The sequence below is a fragment of the Paenibacillus lacisoli genome, from assembly GCF_030580655.1.
In the GTDB taxonomy this organism is placed as follows: domain Bacteria; phylum Bacillota; class Bacilli; order Paenibacillales; family Paenibacillaceae; genus Paenibacillus; species Paenibacillus lacisoli.
This window is the reverse complement of record NZ_JAUQTB010000018.1, coordinates 24,496-41,153: the sequence shown is the minus strand read 5'-3', so window position 1 is coordinate 41,153 and position 16,658 is coordinate 24,496. Positions and strand designations below refer to the sequence as shown.

Here is a 16,658-nt window from a genome sequence, read left to right as displayed (position 1 = left end):
ATTGTAGTACGATGTATTCCATGAAAAAATAAAATGTATAGTAGATTATGGACGCAGTGCAAGCCATACTGCCCCCACCAGCAATACAAGCGAAGCTGCAAACGCATTACGCAGCCACCGCGGCGTGCGCCTCTGTGAAGCTCTTCTCCGGACAGCTGTAAACACCTGTCCGTTCCAGCTCTCTGCAGCACGGCGTGCATCCTTGAAATCACCATTAACCGCCCGGTTCAGCCATGCAGCATAAGGCTTCAGCTTCTCACTCCGGCGAATGATGGCATGGATGTCGGTGATATTCCTCAGCTGCGGCAGTTTGGATGCAGCATGCTTCAGCATCGGCGATTCAAGGACATGAATAGTTAGAAGCGCAAAAGCGAACAGATCATACTGTACATCAGCATGTCTTCCTCCCGCGTTCCAGAACCCGCGGTCATACCACTCCGTGAACTGCTTCACACTTCTGCCCATCCGGCTCACGCCGCCATAATCAATCAATTCGGCCGTTCCGCGCACACTTACCAGCACATTCTGCGGCTTCAAATCCCCGAATATCCAGCCGGATTGATGCAGCTCAGACAGCCTCTCTAGAATCTGCAGACCTGCAGCTGCGTAACCGGCGGACCCATGACGCGCTACATAACGATGGAGAGGCTCTCCTCTAACATAACGCATAACATAGAAAGGAATATCTTGCCCGCCCGCAGTGAAATCATCCACATCGAGCAGATACGACTCTCCATCCCGGAGCAGGGATGCGCTGGCTCCCTGAATCTGAAGCGAGGTTAGAACATTAATCTCCGACTGCAGGTCGACTGGATCATTCCCCATCTTCAGCGCCAACTCGCGCCCATCCTTGGCCTGCTGAACTAGATAGACCGTTCCGTTGGCCCCTCTGCCCAGAATCCGCCGGATCATATAACGTCCCGCTTTCCACTTGCCCTTAATCACTGTTCCGGGTGGAAAGCCCGGATTAGACGACGTAGTCACCAAGCATCCCTTCCCTTTTGCCGTAGTCCTGTTCCAAGACGACTGGTTCATCTAGTGTAACATATCGGCAAAAATCAATCACTTGTAAAATGGCAGGACCTGTCGGCGTAGCCCCCTTCATACTCAGATTGCCAAACAAGGACTTGATGCGGCTGATGTCAGACGTCCAGTCCATGTCCATCACGACATCAACACCCGGGCGCTGTCCCGGAAAATGAAAGACGGCAATCCGGCTGTATCCCAAGCGGGCCTGCAGGCTAAGCATCAGATCGCGGATGCCTTCCTCCACAGCGGCAAGCTTCGGCTTCATGCTTGCACTGCAGTCAATCAGCAGAAGCACATCCAGACTGCTGGTCTCGGACATCTCGTCCATGACCTCAACCACCTGGGCACGTTGGGCTGGAGGCAGCTCATCAATAGAACCGGCACCCTCCCCGCCCAAAATTTGCCTTAACTCTCTATTAACCGCCTGCTGAATCGTCTGAACCACCGTTTTACGAGTCATCATCTGCATGGTTTGAGCCAACTGCCGGGTCCCCACCACCCGGCTGATTCCACCACCCGCGCGTGCAATCTCTGCGATCTCCAGACCGCCCAGCTCGCCAATCGTTCCATAGTCAACTACACCGATGACGTTCACTGTAATTCCTTGTTTCAGAGCCTCTGCCGCCGCCAGTACCGGACTGGTTCCCACATTGGAACACCCGTCTGTTATTAGAAGAATCTGCTTCATTAAGCCTCTACCTCCCAGGTTACCGTTTCTGTAAATCTCTTATCAGCATGGCCAACAATGAGAGAAAACAAACGCCATGAAGCCAAGCCAAGAGAAAAATAGAAAGAGGATGTCCTGTTCAATCAGAGAAATATCAGATAGAAATTCGAGGTCAGCTTACCGTACGCGGGCGCTCCATCCGGTCGATTCCCGGCATCCGCAGCGTAGCCCACTCCGGTACATAATGATCCACCCTGCCCACAACAACCGTCATATCATCATGAATTTGATTCTGCTGATAGCGGATAATCCGCTCCAGCAGGCAGTCAGCGATCTCCTGCGGATCATCACTATGAATCTCTTGAATCATCCGTTTCATCCAAAGTTCCTTGTTCACCGCATAACCGGGTGCGTCATAGATGCCGTCTGTCATCATAATCAGCAGATCCCCCGGCTCCAACTGCAGCGAGATGAGGTCCACCTCAATCTCCTGAATGATGCCGATAGGCAGATTGCTGGCCGAGATCGGTATGACTTCATCCCCCCGCTTGATAAAGCTAGGTGCTGAGCCGATCTTCAAGAATGTCGTCTTGGCTGTGTATTGATCAATCAGTGCCATATCGACAGTTGCATAAATTTCCTCCGGTGAGCGCAGCAGCAGAATGGAATTAACGGATTTAATGGCAAGTCGTTCATCCATCCCGGACTGAAGCAGCTGCTCCAGGATATCGAGTGCCGTCCGGCTCTCCTGCCGGGCCCGCTCCCCGTTGCCCATACCGTCACTCAGCGATACGGCAAAGGAGCCGTTGCCCAGCTCGACTGTACTGAAGCTGTCGCCTGACAGTACTCCACCCCCCTTGGCGGCGCCTGCCACCCCGGTTGCTATCTCGAACGACTTGGCTGAACCAAATGTAACGGTCGCCAACCCCTGGCGCGGGTCCGTCATAACCTCCTGCAGCACTGCAATATGCTCGTCCAGAATATCAGAGAGAAGCGGGGCAATCATTTTACGGCATTCATCAAATCCGCGGGTATAGGCATGCACAATCTCAATCTCTACCTGGCCGGCCTCCAGATTAATGATCTCGATACTGTGTATAGACAAGCCCAGCCGTTCCAGGGCCTCCCGGATCTGTCCCTCCTGATGGTGCATAGCCTGTCCTTCCCGCTGAATTTCACGGGCCAGATCCTCCATGACCTGTGATACACCAGAGAGCTGCTCGGCCACCAGCTGACGACTATCGTATAACTGCTGGCGCCACTGCATATTATGTTGATATAGGTTGTACTGCTTCTTCATGACCTCGAGAACCGCCTCTGTCTTGGCACACGATTTGCTCCACTGAACAGGGATTTCCTTGGCCGACAGCTCCGGGTTGTTCTCGATAGCTCCCATCATTTCCGTCATATAATTGTAAGTCTGATAAAATTTCGCATCCCAGCACTGGGCCTGCTTGAAGCAGCCTGCACAGGTATCCTCAGCTACGGCATTCATAAAATGTTCCATTTCCCCTTCCCGCTCCACCTCATCCCTGCCAGGTACCTGATGGAAGCTTCGGGACAGCTGCTGAAATACTTTGGAAAACCGGTTTACCCGTTCTGCCGTCAAATCCCGAATCCTCCGCGCATATTCATGCTGGGACCGGGAATGATCCTGGGTTCCCGGCACATACCGGGATACGAAGCCGATCATGCCTTTTGGTGTCAGCATAAACAGTACAATCGCTGCACAGCTCTCCCAGGTTGATTTTAATACATCCCCTGTGCCGTCCAGGTAAATCGCCAGTATAGAACAACCGAGCAGCATCCCGAGAGAGACGGCACTCTTACGGCCCTCCCGCATCATCCCAGCCAGCATACCGGAGAATGCCAGCAGACTCATCTGCATGATTGCCGACATATCGGCCAGGCTGAGGATCAGTCCGGTTACCACTCCGACAGAAGCACCAAGCGGGGCGCCTCCTACTAAAGCAAATACCAGAATCAAATATCTGGAGAAGATATGCTCTACTGACAGCGAATACACCGTCCATCCCACAGCGCCCGTCATTACGGAGGCCAGAAGAATGATCAAGCATATAATCTCTTCATTTTTGAGAGAGCTGGCTTTTTTTCGAAGGGTGAAGAACGGAATCGCTTGTACAAATACCAGTGTTAGCATGAAGCTGAGCACTGCATCTGCTGACGTCATCAGAATGTCGTACCAGGTCAGCGTAGCAGCCATCAGGTCTCCGAATAGATTCACCATGAAGGCGGAGAGGAATACCAGTAGCGGTGCATAAGAAATTCCCGCATGTTCATAGGCTTCAAGCCCACGGAAGATCAGATAGAAGATCAGCATTTCTGCTGCAACGATGAACAACGTTGGATAAGGCGCAAAGACACTCCCGGCCAGCAGCGATACTGCCACAGGTATAATCAAATCCCGGCGAAGGAAAACGATAACGGCAAAATAAGCTGCTGCGAACGGGGTAAGCTCGTCCAAAATCGTGGCTTTCCCGAGCAGGAAACCCATGAAGGCCAGCATGAAGGCCCATTTGTGCACGGAGACCGACCGGGCCAGCTTCGAGGATATCATACGTTCTCTTATGCGGATCAGCCAGCCGGCTGAACGGCGTTTGGATTCTCCTCTACCCAGCTTTGATCCCGGGAATTGCACGACATTCCATTTCTCCATAAATCAGGCACCCCATTCGATTCAATTTGATGGTGTCTATGTTAACTGCTGTTTCAGGTAAAGTTTGTCAGAACAACAGCCGGCATCCGAAGAAATTTCCGACAAAATGAAAGCCGTCGCGAAAGGACGGGGATCACGGAGCGGACAGGTCTCAGAACGGTTGAACGTATAAAAGGGCCTCCTGGCGCAGCAGAAGCTGTTCATAAATCCTGCCAATCTGCCAGCGATTGCTCCTGAATCTCGTTGGATCATGTCGGACAAAAACAGAAACAGACAAAAAAACCGCAGGCACCCTCAGGTACCTGCGGTTCATTCTATATATGGTGATATCGGCTGTATCAGCAGTAGGCCATCGGCCCTCTGTTATACGCGTTTTGCGCCACGTCCGCCGCGCTTGCCCTCGGTGTTCTTCTTCAGCGACGAAATGCGCTCTTCGCTATCTTTCAGGAAGCGTGACATTTTATCCTCAAATGAAGGCTTGTTTGCTGCGGGCTTGAATGGGCGTCCTCCCCGATCGCGGTTAAACGAACCGCCGCCACCGCGTCCATGACCCGGACCTCCGCCGCCAAAACGTTCTCTGTCTCCACCCGTACGCTCTGGTCTAGGACCTCTTGGCGGTCTGGATTGCTGAGACTCAGCCGGCTTATCAACAGCCTGCTTAATGGAAAGTCCGATCTTACCGTCTTTGTCCACATTGATGACCTTCACGGTCACCGTATCGTTGATTTTCAGGTGGTCATTGACATCCTTAACGTAGTTGTCAGCGATCTCTGAAATATGAACGAGTCCTGTGACACCTCCAGACAGATCCACAAATGCTCCAAAATGCGTGATGCCTGTCACTTTGCCCTCTAACTTGGTGCCCACTTCAATTGCCATAGAATAAAATGATCCTCCCTTAAAAATATACAACCCGATTTTAATAGCAAAAATCCCGCTGTGGTGATTTGATTATACAAAATGGCGAAACCAAGGTCAACAGAGCACTGTCCCGCTCTCCGCCTATTTATTGCCGCCTAGAATAGGTACTTCACCAGGCTTGTACATACCGTACTTGCTTCGTACAAGCTGCCCGATATATTCCGAATCCTGGAGCCGTCCTACTTCATATTGAAGCTGCTTAACCGCCTGCTGCATTTCCGCTTTGTCCTGCTCCTGTTTGGCGAGCTTGGCTTTCTTATCCTCCAGCTGTGAAGACTGGGAAAAGAAGGTACAGGCTGCCCAACCTGCAAACAACAGCATAGAGACCAGCCAAATCATAATTCTTCTGCGACCGCCTGCATATTTGGTTATTGAAGATGATGACTGTGAACGCACAGACGATGCCCGCATCAGGATCTCCTCCTTAAAACCAGCGTTTCCACACTGCAACCATACTCCTGCCAAACCGGGACAGCCACTGCGGCGTAACCCACCAGGCAAACAGCGGCCTCACTATCCAGCGCAGCAGCTTCCAGAAAGGCAGCAGCAGCTGTAACAGCAATTTAGCTATAAACAAAGTGATTACCCACACCAAACCCAAGAATAACCGCAGAATCCTGTAAAGGCCCTTCAGCGGCATTAAGATGAGTAAATGGAATATCCGTCGGCACAACAGCCATAATTGCCGTGCTCCTTCAATTAACATTACCACAAAACGCTGGGTTGTAACACTCAAGATCCAAAAATAGAGCCAAACCCCTAAAAACAGTCCCAAAAAGACATAAAACCGCAGCTGGCCGTGGTTGCTGGCATAGAGCATACGGAACACAAACACGGCGGAAGCGGACCAGTACAGAATATCCAGCGCATGAATGCTCCATTTGGGAAATTGCAGCCGTCCAGACAGTACCCGGTAACTGTCAAAGGCAACTCCCATCATCGCACCGGAAAAGAGCATCCACAGCAGGGTTACCCACTGGACATAGAAGTTCATTTGAACAGCTTGCCCAGCAGGCCCTTTCCGTTCTTCTTCTGGGTACCGGGCTCCGAGTAAAAGAGCGAATGTACATATCCTTCAATAGACAGCAGCCCCTCTTCCAGGCTGAGATGTTTGATATGTAAATTCTGGCCGCGGATAGTCAGATGACCCTGCTCGGTCTGCAGCAAAAAGGCTTCGCTGTCAAAGCTCTCTACACTCCGGACCCCTGTAAGTTCAAGACCTTTCCGATTCTGCATGCGCAGATCATGCTGTTTGGCTTTTCCTTGGTCGATCATGGCATGTACCCCTCCTTCTGTTTCTAAACTATGGATAAAGGAGGAGATTTAGAACCGGCAGGACCCCGACTGCGGCTGATTCTATATATGCTTCAGAGCTATATAAAAAGAGCATCCTCTGCGAATGCAGAGGATGCTCTCAGTGACGGATCTCAAGATCTCACGCTTACCAGTTCAGGCCATTATCCTTGGCGATCGGCTCTTCCTTGACCAAGGTGTACAGGCTGCTAGCCTCTTCCTTGCGCGTGCTCTCTGCTAACCGTTCCACTCTGACGGTAACCAGCTTCTGACCAAATTGAACGGTGATCTCATCACCGATCTTCACCGAGCTGCTGGGCTTGGCTTCACGTCCGTTGACCAGGACACGCCCTTGATCAGACACATCCTTGGCAACGGTACGGCGTTTGATCAGTCTGGATACTTTCAGATATTTATCAAGACGCATTAATTAACCGCTTCTTTGAGCTTGTTGCCTGCCTTAAATGCAGGAACAGTGGACTCAGGAATTTCAATGGTGTTACCGGTTTGCGGGTTGCGGCCTGTACGTCCGGAACGTTTGCGGGTTTCAAAAGTACCAAAACCAATCAATTGAACTTTGTCGCCGCTGGCGAGTGCATCTGTAATTTCTCCCAAGAATCCGTTCAACACAGCTTCAACGTCTTTTTTGGACAAGCCGCTTTTGGTGGAAATGTTGTTGATCAGGTCTGTTTTGTTCATTGTAATAAAAGCCTCCCGAGTTCAAAAAAATAAAATACTACACGGTCTGACTGACCGGGCCTGCCAAGCAGGTAGCACCAGTGATGCTTGTCTGGCCACTATACCATGTATTCTGGCTGATCTGCAAAATTCCTGCTCTAACTCTTATGTTTTTTGCCGATATCCCCGAAAAAACGGTTATTTTCCCCTTAATCCCGGCGCTCTGACGATTTGGCCGCCTGCCAATAGGCCTCCAGCTCCTCCAGATTGGCATCGGCAAATCCGCGACTCTGTTCGCGCAGCCGCTCTTCCATGTACTCAAACCGGCGGATAAACTTCCGGTTGGTGAGCGAGAGGGCCTCTTCCGGATCTGTTCCGATGAAGCGCGCCGCATTCACCGTGGCAAAGAGCAGGTCTCCCAGTTCCAGCTGCTGCTCCTCTGTGGTCTGCCTCTGCTGTACCGCTTCACGCAGTTCAGCCAGCTCCTCTTCAATCTTGTCGAATACCCCGCTGATCTCATCCCAATCGAAGCCGACCTTCGAGGCCTTCTTCTGCAGCTTGTATGCCTTCATCAGTGCGGGCAGATCGCGAGGAATGCCGTCCAGCGCTGAAGCCTGTCCATCTTCGATTCCCTTCTGCTTCTTCTCTTCGGCCTTCATCTGATCCCAGTTGCGCAGTGCTTCTTCGGCATCAGCAGCCTTATTCTCACCGAAGACATGAGGATGACGGAAGATCAGCTTGTCATGCAGTCCTTCAATAACATCATAGACACTAAAGGTACCCAGTTCCTCCTCCATCTGCGCATGGAGCAGAATCTGCAGCAGCAGATCTCCCAGCTCCTCTTTCATGTGATCCGGGTCGTCTTCATCAATCGTCTCGATCACTTCATAGGTCTCTTCAATGAGATTCTTGCGTATAGACTGATGGGTCTGTTCCCGGTCCCACGGACAACCTTCCGGGCTGCGCAGGATATCTACAATCTCATGCAGACGGGCGAACGAGCGGCGGCGCAGATTGTCATCTTCATTGCGCGGTACATAGACTAGGGATAAATTCCCATAGCCTTCTACTCGGTCCAGTTCATAGAGAGGCACATGGAAGATCTGCTCCTCCCCCGTCACTCCAAGGGCATGCCCCACGATAACATGATAATCGTCAGGGTAGATCTCCATCAGACTCAGCTTAACGTCCGAAGCCGTAAACGTATCATACACCTGCCCGATAAGGGTATGCAGACGAGGCTGCAGGCTCTCTGGTCCAATGCTCGATGCATCAAGCAGTTGGAAGCCTTCAATTGGATCAAATCCGAGGCGTATAAAGGCTTCATCCAGGAAGCTTTCCCCGCCCAGAATCGTCAGCTCGATCTCTTCAATGGCACAGCGCCGCTTTAGAATGCCTACGGTTGCTTCAGCTACCATAGGGTGGCCGGGTACCGCATAAACAATCTCGGTACCTTGTGCTGCCAGGCGCGCTTGATTAATCAGCAAACCTGCAATCTCCTCATAGACCTCGGGGAAGGAGTCCTTCTCTTCATACACATGGTCAAAAGAGGAGATGTCGAGCCCCTGCTCCTGCAGCACAGCCACCACGGGGTGGTCGTTTGTCCGCAAATAAATTTTGTCTGCCTGCTTCATTCGTTTCAGCATACCTAAAGTCAGCTGGTCGGGATCTCCCGATCCCAGTCCAATAATCGTCAATGACGCACTCATTCGAAACCCTCCAGTCTCAGCATTTAACTTTTAGCGGTCAGCCTTGCCGTACCGCTTATTTATCGTCATGCCCGAAGGCATTGCATCCGTTATCTTTTGTCGGTATCATGCTGTTCTCACTATAGCATGAAACTCCCGCGGGACTGAAATCCGTCCCGCATATCCAAAGCGGCTTCCCTTTCGTGAAGCCTAGCGCAGGACACGCAGCCGGCGAAGCAGCTGCGCCAGGGGCACTCCGAGCTTGGGCAGCGCCGCAAGCTCGTCTGCCGTAAGGAGCCGGAGCAGCACGGCTCCGAACAGCACTACCCCAGAGCCTGCCGCTGCGCCCAGCAGGCTCTGTGCCAGCGCGGCCGTCCGGCTTCCGGCCGCAAGCCCGGCAGCACCGAGCAGCATGCCGGTGCCGTGTGATACCGCCGCCGCAGCTGCGCTCATGGCGGCGATCAGCAGCGCCGGCTTGAGCACGGCGGCGCGCCAGGCCAATCGCAGCCGGACCAGCCGGGCGAGCAGCGCTGCATTGAGCAGCGCTGACAGCAGGTAGGCGGCTGCGCCGGAGACGGCTGCGCCGGTAATGCCGAGGCGCGGGACGAGCAGCACGTTCAGCAGCACCTTGGCTGCCGTGGCTGCGAGCATGAACAGGGCCGGCGCGCGTACGGAACCGAGCCCTTGCAGCAGGGCAGCGGTAATGATGCTGATCGTGCCGCCGACAGCCGTCACGGCAATCCATTGCATCACGCCGCTGCCCAGATCATCCTGGTACAGCGCGATATTGACCGGCTGTGCCAGAACAGCCAGTCCGGCCGCTGCAGCCAGGCCGATCAGCCAGAACCAGCGAAGAGAGGCTGAGGCCTGTCTGCGTACCCATTCATCTCCGCCCTTCATCCTCGCCTCAGCCATGGCCGGAATGAACAGCACCGAGAGCGAGGTAGCAATCATCGTGACCAGCTGGACGAGCGGGATGCCACGATTATAAATGCCAAACTGGACCATAGCCCCCGCCTCACTAAAGCCATCATGCTTGAGAAGCCGCGGTACGGTGAACGTATCGGCCAGACTCATCAGCGGAACAGATAGTGTGCTGAGACAGACCGGTATGCCGTAACGCAGCAGCTGGCGTGACAGCTGCCAGCGGTTCCGGACTGCCGGCATAGAGCCTGCCGCCGCTGCCTCTGCCCGGGCCGTTCCGGCTGATGTCTGCAACAGCCGGTTCATTCGGCGTTGACGATGCCAGTACAGCAGCATGATGAGCAGACCGGCAGCCCCGCCTGCGGCCGATCCGAAGACGGCTCCCGCAGAAATCTGGTCAAACGACGCATCCTGACCCAGCAGCAGGAACAGCAGCACCATCATGGTCGCTACGCGTACGCTCTGCTCGGCAACCTGGGAGACTGCCGTGGGCAGCATGTTCTGCAGCCCCTGGAAGTACCCGCGTAATCCGGTCATGACCGGTACGACCAGAAAAGCAAACGAGGCACTGCGGATGGAGGGAATCACATGGGAGTTATCAATCCATCCTGCAATCCAAGGTGCCCCAAAGTACATGAACAGCCCTGTGATGAAGCCGATTCCTGCCAACATGAGTGTAGATAGGCGAAGCACTTCCTCACCCTGCCGCCGGTCACCGGCAACCTCAGCCTCTGCGACGAATTTGGAGATGGCTGCCGGCAGTCCGACTACAGCAGCTGTAATCAGCAGCGTATAAAAAGGATAAACAGTGTTATAAATGCCAAAAACACCATCTCCGCCGATATTTTGCAGTGGTATTTTCTGAAGGGTCCCGATCAGCTTGGACAGCACCGCTGCCGCCGTCAGAATAAGAGCCCCCCGCAGCATCCTGGAGCCGGTATCGCTATTATTCATGTCATTCCCTACTTTTCCCCATAATCATTACCATTCATTATACCCGTTATGGCACACACTAAAAAACTCCCCTCTGCCGCAGCCCCCGATAAGGGCCTGGCTGGAGAAGGGAGTTTGATTCGGGAGAAAACCTTTTACTGTTCCATTTGTTTTCCCAGGAAGCCTGCGGCCGTTTCTGCCATTTTGGTTTCCAGGGTCGACATTTTCACTGATTCGTCCTTATTGAACAAAATAACGGTGCCAATCGGGTCTCCGCCTGCAATAATCGGAGCAATCACGAATGACGACAAAGCTTCCTCATTATCCTTACTGATCTCGTAGGTTCCGCTTGTTGTCTCAAGCAGCGTCTTACGGCTGTCCATGCAGTTCTCGACCATTTCACCGACCTGCTTGTCCAGGTATTCCTTCTTGGAGCCACCAGCTACAGTAATAATACTGTCCCGATCGGAGATCATCGTCACGTGGCCTGTGCTCTCATACAATGATTCGGCATATTCCTTAGCGAAATCGCCGAGTTCACCAATAGGGGAATACTTTTTAAGGATAACTTCACCATCGCGGTCCACAAAGATCTCCAATGGATCTCCTTCACGGATCCGCAGGGTGCGTCTGATTTCTTTTGGTATAACAACACGCCCAAGATCATCAATTCGACGAACGATTCCAGTAGCTTTCATTCACATGTTGCCTCACTTTCTCAGAAGATTTAGTCAACTACTGTCCATGAGTCGGGCTCAATGCGAGCATCAGACTGAAGATCTTTGAGATCCAAGGAAGTCTGATACCGTACTAAGCTCTACCCAGCGGTCTTGAAACAGATGGTATAAACGCCGGTTCATGGCCGTTCCCCGCCATTCACGGTTGGTTTCGGCAGCACATCCGGGTTCAGGAACAGGTAGCGCCGAGCGCATGTATTCCTTGATCCAACCGTGATGGCCCGGCAGCTTACTGGCCGGCAGGCGTTTCATATATCTGACCATAGTATTCAACTGTTCCCAGTTCCTTATACATCTTTGTCCAACTTCCTCATTCGCCGCAGCAGGCACCGGCACCACAAAAGGCGCGGTTGCCCGCGCCTCTCTCCGTAAAGCCTGTTCAGGTGATCCGGCCAATTACTTGCCTGTTGTACCTGATTCGCTGGAAGTGGTGTCCTTCGTGCTGTCCGTCTTGCTGCTGTCTGTTTTACTGCTGTCTGTGCTGGTGCCTTCGCTGCCGGTTGTACCTTCAGTACCCGTTGTGCCTGTACCTTTGTCCGTCGATGCAGCAGGCGCCTTCGGCAGATCAAGCTTCGTAATCATGCCTGGAAGGTCCTTCTCAATGAAGTTCTGTACTTCCGTGTTCGCAACAGAGTTGCGCAGACTTGTCTTCTGCTCATCTGTCAGCTTGCTGTAGTCAGCAACCGTACGCGATTCCACACGGATGATGTGATAGCCGTATTCCGTTTCGATCGGATCACTGATTTTGTTCAACGGCAGCGTCTTAGCTGCTTCTTTGAACGCATCTACCCAATTGGCTACAGGAGCGTCTTTATACAGGCCGCCATCTTCTGCCGAGCCTGGATCCTCAGAATATTTTTTGGCAATGGCTGCAAAGTCTTCACCCTTATCCAGCTTGGCCTTGATTTCTTTGGCCTTCTTCAGGGTTTCTTCCTTGGTACGTTCTTTATTGGTCTTCGGATCCGTGAAGTTGATCAAAACATGACGTACTGACGCCGTTGTAAATTGATCCTTGTTGGTTTCGAATTCCTTCTTCATCTGATCGTCAGTAACCGCTGCAGCTTCAGTCTCATTTACGGTATTCACACGTGTCAGATAGGATTTTACATTATCCTCTGTCAGCTTCTGTTCACCCAGAAGCTTCTTGAACTGCTCATCGCCGACGGATTGCTTCAGCTGGCTGATTTGCTTCTCTGAGGACTCTGCTGCTTTTTTCTTCTGGTCATCGGTTGCCTTGGCAGCCAGAATCTTCGTAGCAATCTCCTGCTTCACCAAGTATTCTCTGAAGTCGTCGAGTGCGGCTACATCCGCATATTGCGGATACAGGAATTTAATGGTGCTGAGCTCCAGGTTAAATTCATTCTCTGTGACCTGTCCACCTTGGTAAGTGGCTACCACCTTGCTTGTATCTTTGCTGGCCGGCGACTCCGTCTTGGTATCCGACGACGAACTGCTCTTTTTGCTGTCGTCACTGCCGCAGGCCGCCAGCACGGAAACGGTCAGGACCGCCACCAGTGTCAGCAGCAGGACCTTCCACGATTTCTTGCTATTTGATAACATCTTGTAATTCTCCCTTCAGATTAAATGCATCCTTGATGGCATCCAGGAAATGTTCAATCAGCTCCATCAGCTGACCTTCGTTCAATCCTTTGCCCTTCAAATGGATTGCCAATACAGACCCTTGTTCAAATTGTACACGTCTTTCGAAGCGATTGCCAATCTCGAATAATTTGGCGCCGTCTACCGCCTTCTCACGTCCTTCATAGAACTTCAGGGTAACGTCATCACCGCGTTGGCTGATGCTGTCAATGCCGTACAGGCGTCCATAAACTTTGAATCTTGCTACAGCAAGCAGGTGGAGCACTGCTGCAGGAAGTTCGCCAAAGCGATCCAGCAGCTCCTCTTCAAGTTCAACGGCATCATCGAAGGTTGAAATGGCTGCGACCTTCTTGTAGATTTCAATTTTCTGAATGCTGTCATAGATATAATCTGCAGGCAGATAGGCATCTATACCCAAATCAATCGTTGTATTCCAGTGCTGCACCGGCACGGCTTCGCCCAACATAGAAACTTTGCGTTTGTTGATCTCCTCCGCGAGCATCTGCGAGTATAGGTCGAAGCCGACAGAGGCAATGAACCCGTGCTGCTCCGCCCCCAGCAAATTACCAGCTCCGCGGATCGACAGATCCCGCATCGCAATTTTGAAGCCCGAGCCCAGCTCCGTAAACTCCTTAATGGACTGCAGCCTCTTCTCCGCTACTTCTGTCAACACCTTATCGCGTTTATAAGTGAAGTAGGCATATGCAATCCGGTTGGAGCGTCCTACCCGGCCCCGCAGCTGATACAGCTGGGACAAGCCCATTTTGTCCGCATCATGCACAATCAATGTATTTACGTTCGGGATATCGACCCCGGTCTCAATGATACTGGTGCTGACGAGGACATCGTATTCCCCATCCAGAAAATCGAGAATCGTCTTCTCGAGTTCTGTCTCGGACATTTGTCCGTGGCCCACGCCAACCTTCGCCTCAGGAACAAGCGCAGAAATCTCAGCGGCCATCTCGTGAATGCCCTGTACGCGGTTATAGAGGTAATAGACCTGGCCTCCGCGCGCAAGCTCCCGCTCTACTGCTTCCCGTACGAGTGCCTGGCTGTGCTCTACCACATAGGTCTGTACCGGGAAGCGGTTCTCCGGCGGTGTCTCGATGACCGACAGGTCCCTTACACCCAGCATGGACATATGAAGCGTACGCGGAATAGGTGTCGCCGTTAGGGTCAACACATCAACGTTGGTCTTCAGCCGCTTCAGCTTCTCTTTATGAGTGACACCAAAACGCTGCTCTTCATCCACAATCAGCAGACCCAAATCCTTAAATACCAGATCTTGAGAGAGCAGCCGGTGAGTACCGATTACGATATCAACTGTGCCGTTGCGAAGCCCCTTCGTCGTCTCATTCTGCTCCTTGCGAGTCCGGAAACGGCTGAGAACACTAATGTTAAACGGATAACCGGAGAAGCGTTCACGGAATGTCTCATAGTGCTGCTGGGCAAGGATGGTCGTTGGAACCAGGATCGCAACCTGCTTGCCCTCAATCGCCGCTTTAAAAGCAGCACGAATAGCGACCTCTGTCTTGCCGTATCCCACGTCTCCGCATAGCAGACGGTCCATTGGACGGCTCTGCTCCATGTCCTTCTTAATCTCCTCAATTGCACGCATCTGGTCACGTGTCTCGTCATAAGGGAACATTCCCTCAAACTCCTGCTGCTCGGTAGTATCCTTCTCAAAAGCATACCCAGGCGCTGACTGCCGCTCAGCGTACAGCTTGATGAGGTCATCCGCTATATCCTGAACCGAGCTGCGCACCTTGGTCTTCACCCGTGTCCATTCATTACCGCCCAGCTTGTAAATCTTCGGTTCCTTCTCCTCGGAACCCACATATTTCTGAATCAGATCAATCTGTTCAATCGGTACAGACAGCTTGTCGCCGCCGGCATACATAATATGCATGTAGTCTTTGTGGATTCCGCCGACCTCCAGCGTACCAATGCCCATATATTTACCAATACCATGGTTCTGGTGAACGACATAGTCACCCACCTTCAGCTCGGTATAGCTCTTAATTCTTTCGGCGTTATCCACGTTGCGGCCGGATTTACGGGCCTTGCGCTGCTTCTGTGAGAACATCTCACCTTCTGTAATGACAGCAAGGTGTATCGAAGGCATCTCAAATCCGCTTTGCAGATTACCGATCGCCATGGTAGGCTCCTCAATGCCATAATCCTCAAGCACCCGGCGCATCCGTTCCAGACGTTCTTCCCCGCTGGCCAGCATCATAACGTGAGTTCCTGCTTTCTGCCAGCGCTCCATTTCGGACTTCAATACATTCATCTGACCGTGGAAATCCTGCATGCCCCTTGCGATGAAATTCAGGATATTCTGCGGCTGAGTATGGGGAACCTGACGCAGAAAGACAGACATGAAAAGGGTCTGGAACGGACGGCGGTACAGCACAGCGTCACTGTCTGCTGACAAATGCAGCTGCGGCAGCGTCTTGCCGTTCTGAAGCAGGTGAAGGTTCCATTCTGATTCATCCCGTTCCAGCTGCTTCGCTGTCTCCAGCATCCGTGCAGGCTCATCGATGATCAGGATGGTATCCTCCGGCATATAGTCATACAGCGTTTTCTGTTCCGGATACAAAACTTCAATATATTTATAAATTTCAGCAAAATAGACATGCTCCCGCAGCAGCTCAAACTCCCGCTCCAATTCTTCCCGGAGACGCTGTTTCGCCTGACGGTCCGTCATCTTGGCCAGCTGCTCTTCCATCATTGACGCAGCACGCTCTGCTGCACGGTCCATCCGTGCATGATCGGCAATGAGTTCCTTGCATGGCGTAATGACAGCCTCCTGAATTTTCTCGATGGAGCGCTGGTCCACCGGATCAAAGGTACGGATGGAATCAATCTCATCGTCGAACAGCTCAATACGGTAGGCTAATTCGGCGGTAACAGGATAAAAGTCAATGATACCGCCCCGGACACTCATCTCGCCGCGTGATTCTACACGCTCTACGCGCTCATAACCGAGCTCTACCATGCGCAGAAGGAACGATTCCACTTCGAGGGTATCGTCATGCTTGAGCGTGAACGGCGCGGATGCCATGACCTCTGGAAGGGGCAGATAGCGCCGCACACCGGAGTAAGGCGCTACCACAATACCGCGGAAGCCTTGGGCACACTGTGTCAGTACATCAATTCTCTGGGCCAGTGTCTCCGGGCTGGATACTGCGGCTTCGGCAGCTACCAGCTCGTTGGCAGGATAAAGAAAAACGCGATCGGGTGAAAGCGCTTCCTGCAGATCATCTGCAATCTTTTGGGCGGCAAACATATTATGTGTGATGACAAGCAGCGGTCGGGTAGATTCCTCAGCCAGCGCCGCCATGAGCACCTGTCTGGAGGAACCGGATAAACCTGAGATCAGCTGCTCTTTCATCCCCGACGCGATACCGGCAGTGATGGACCCGAAATCGGGATCTTTGGAAAAAGCTTGAATAAGTGCTTGTAACAAAAAAAGGCACCTCTCTTATCTTGACTTTATCGATGACAGGCAC

The 16,658-nt window shown here is 52.4% G+C and carries 14 protein-coding genes; all 14 read right to left on the bottom strand.

Translation table 11 applies throughout. The annotated features are described in order from the left end of the window. Window positions 1-45: 45 nt before the first annotated feature. Window positions 46-984, bottom strand: coding sequence for a serine/threonine protein kinase (locus Q5741_RS19615; protein ID WP_305025809.1), 939 nt, complete (start codon window positions 982-984; stop codon window positions 46-48). Further along, complete coding sequence (locus Q5741_RS19610; RefSeq protein ID WP_305025808.1) at window positions 968-1,717, bottom strand: vWA domain-containing protein; 750 nt, start codon at window positions 1,715-1,717, stop codon at window positions 968-970. Before Q5741_RS19610 ends, Q5741_RS19615 begins: the two co-directional genes overlap by 17 nt. A gap of 151 nt (window positions 1,718-1,868) precedes the next feature. Beyond that, window positions 1,869-4,373 carry a stage II sporulation protein E gene (gene spoIIE / locus Q5741_RS19605; RefSeq protein ID WP_305025807.1) on the bottom strand — a complete coding sequence of 835 codons (2,505 nt, stop codon included), beginning with the start codon at window positions 4,371-4,373 and terminating at the stop codon, window positions 1,869-1,871. A 363-nt stretch (window positions 4,374-4,736) separates the two neighbouring features. After that, on the bottom strand, window positions 4,737-5,252 hold the full coding sequence (locus Q5741_RS19600; protein ID WP_305025806.1) for a S1 domain-containing RNA-binding protein: 516 nt from the start codon (window positions 5,250-5,252) through the stop codon (window positions 4,737-4,739). Window positions 5,253-5,375: 123 nt separating this feature from the next. Continuing rightward, window positions 5,376-5,705 carry an FtsB family cell division protein gene (locus Q5741_RS19595; protein WP_305025805.1) on the bottom strand — a complete coding sequence of 110 codons (330 nt, stop codon included), beginning with the start codon at window positions 5,703-5,705 and terminating at the stop codon, window positions 5,376-5,378. 13 nt (window positions 5,706-5,718) lie between these two features. Beyond that, a complete protein-coding gene (gene yabQ / locus Q5741_RS19590; protein WP_305025804.1) occupies window positions 5,719-6,288 on the bottom strand; it encodes a spore cortex biosynthesis protein YabQ in 570 nt (189 codons plus the stop codon). Beyond that, a complete protein-coding gene (gene yabP, locus Q5741_RS19585; protein ID WP_305025803.1) occupies window positions 6,285-6,569 on the bottom strand; it encodes a sporulation protein YabP in 285 nt (94 codons plus the stop codon). The genes yabQ and yabP overlap by 4 nt, the downstream gene beginning before the upstream one ends. A 166-nt stretch (window positions 6,570-6,735) precedes the next feature. Then, window positions 6,736-7,014, bottom strand: a complete 279-nt coding sequence (locus Q5741_RS19580; protein ID WP_305025802.1) for an RNA-binding S4 domain-containing protein — start codon at window positions 7,012-7,014, stop codon at window positions 6,736-6,738. After that, window positions 7,014-7,286, bottom strand: a complete 273-nt coding sequence (locus Q5741_RS19575) for an HU family DNA-binding protein (protein ID WP_305025801.1) — start codon at window positions 7,284-7,286, stop codon at window positions 7,014-7,016. The genes Q5741_RS19580 and Q5741_RS19575 overlap by 1 nt, the downstream gene beginning before the upstream one ends. Window positions 7,287-7,474: 188 nt before the next feature. Beyond that, entirely contained in the window at window positions 7,475-8,974 is a 1,500-nt protein-coding gene (gene yabN, locus Q5741_RS19570; protein WP_305025800.1) for a bifunctional methyltransferase/pyrophosphohydrolase YabN, read from the bottom strand. Window positions 8,975-9,163: 189 nt separating this feature from the next. After that, a complete protein-coding gene (locus Q5741_RS19565; protein ID WP_305025799.1) occupies window positions 9,164-10,831 on the bottom strand; it encodes a putative polysaccharide biosynthesis protein in 1,668 nt (555 codons plus the stop codon). Window positions 10,832-10,965: 134 nt separating this feature from the next. Next, window positions 10,966-11,508: a stage V sporulation protein T gene (gene spoVT, locus Q5741_RS19560; protein ID WP_305025798.1), complete on the bottom strand. Its 543-nt coding sequence runs from the start codon at window positions 11,506-11,508 to the stop codon at window positions 10,966-10,968. A 435-nt stretch (window positions 11,509-11,943) separates the two neighbouring features. Then, the gene (locus Q5741_RS19555) at window positions 11,944-13,107 is read right to left on the bottom strand and encodes a peptidylprolyl isomerase (RefSeq protein WP_305025797.1); all 1,164 of its coding nucleotides are present in this window, start codon (window positions 13,105-13,107) and stop codon (window positions 11,944-11,946) included. Further along, the gene (mfd, locus tag Q5741_RS19550; RefSeq protein WP_305025796.1) at window positions 13,094-16,615 is read right to left on the bottom strand and encodes a transcription-repair coupling factor; all 3,522 of its coding nucleotides are present in this window, start codon (window positions 16,613-16,615) and stop codon (window positions 13,094-13,096) included. Before mfd ends, Q5741_RS19555 begins: the two co-directional genes overlap by 14 nt. Window positions 16,616-16,658 lie beyond the last annotated feature (43 nt).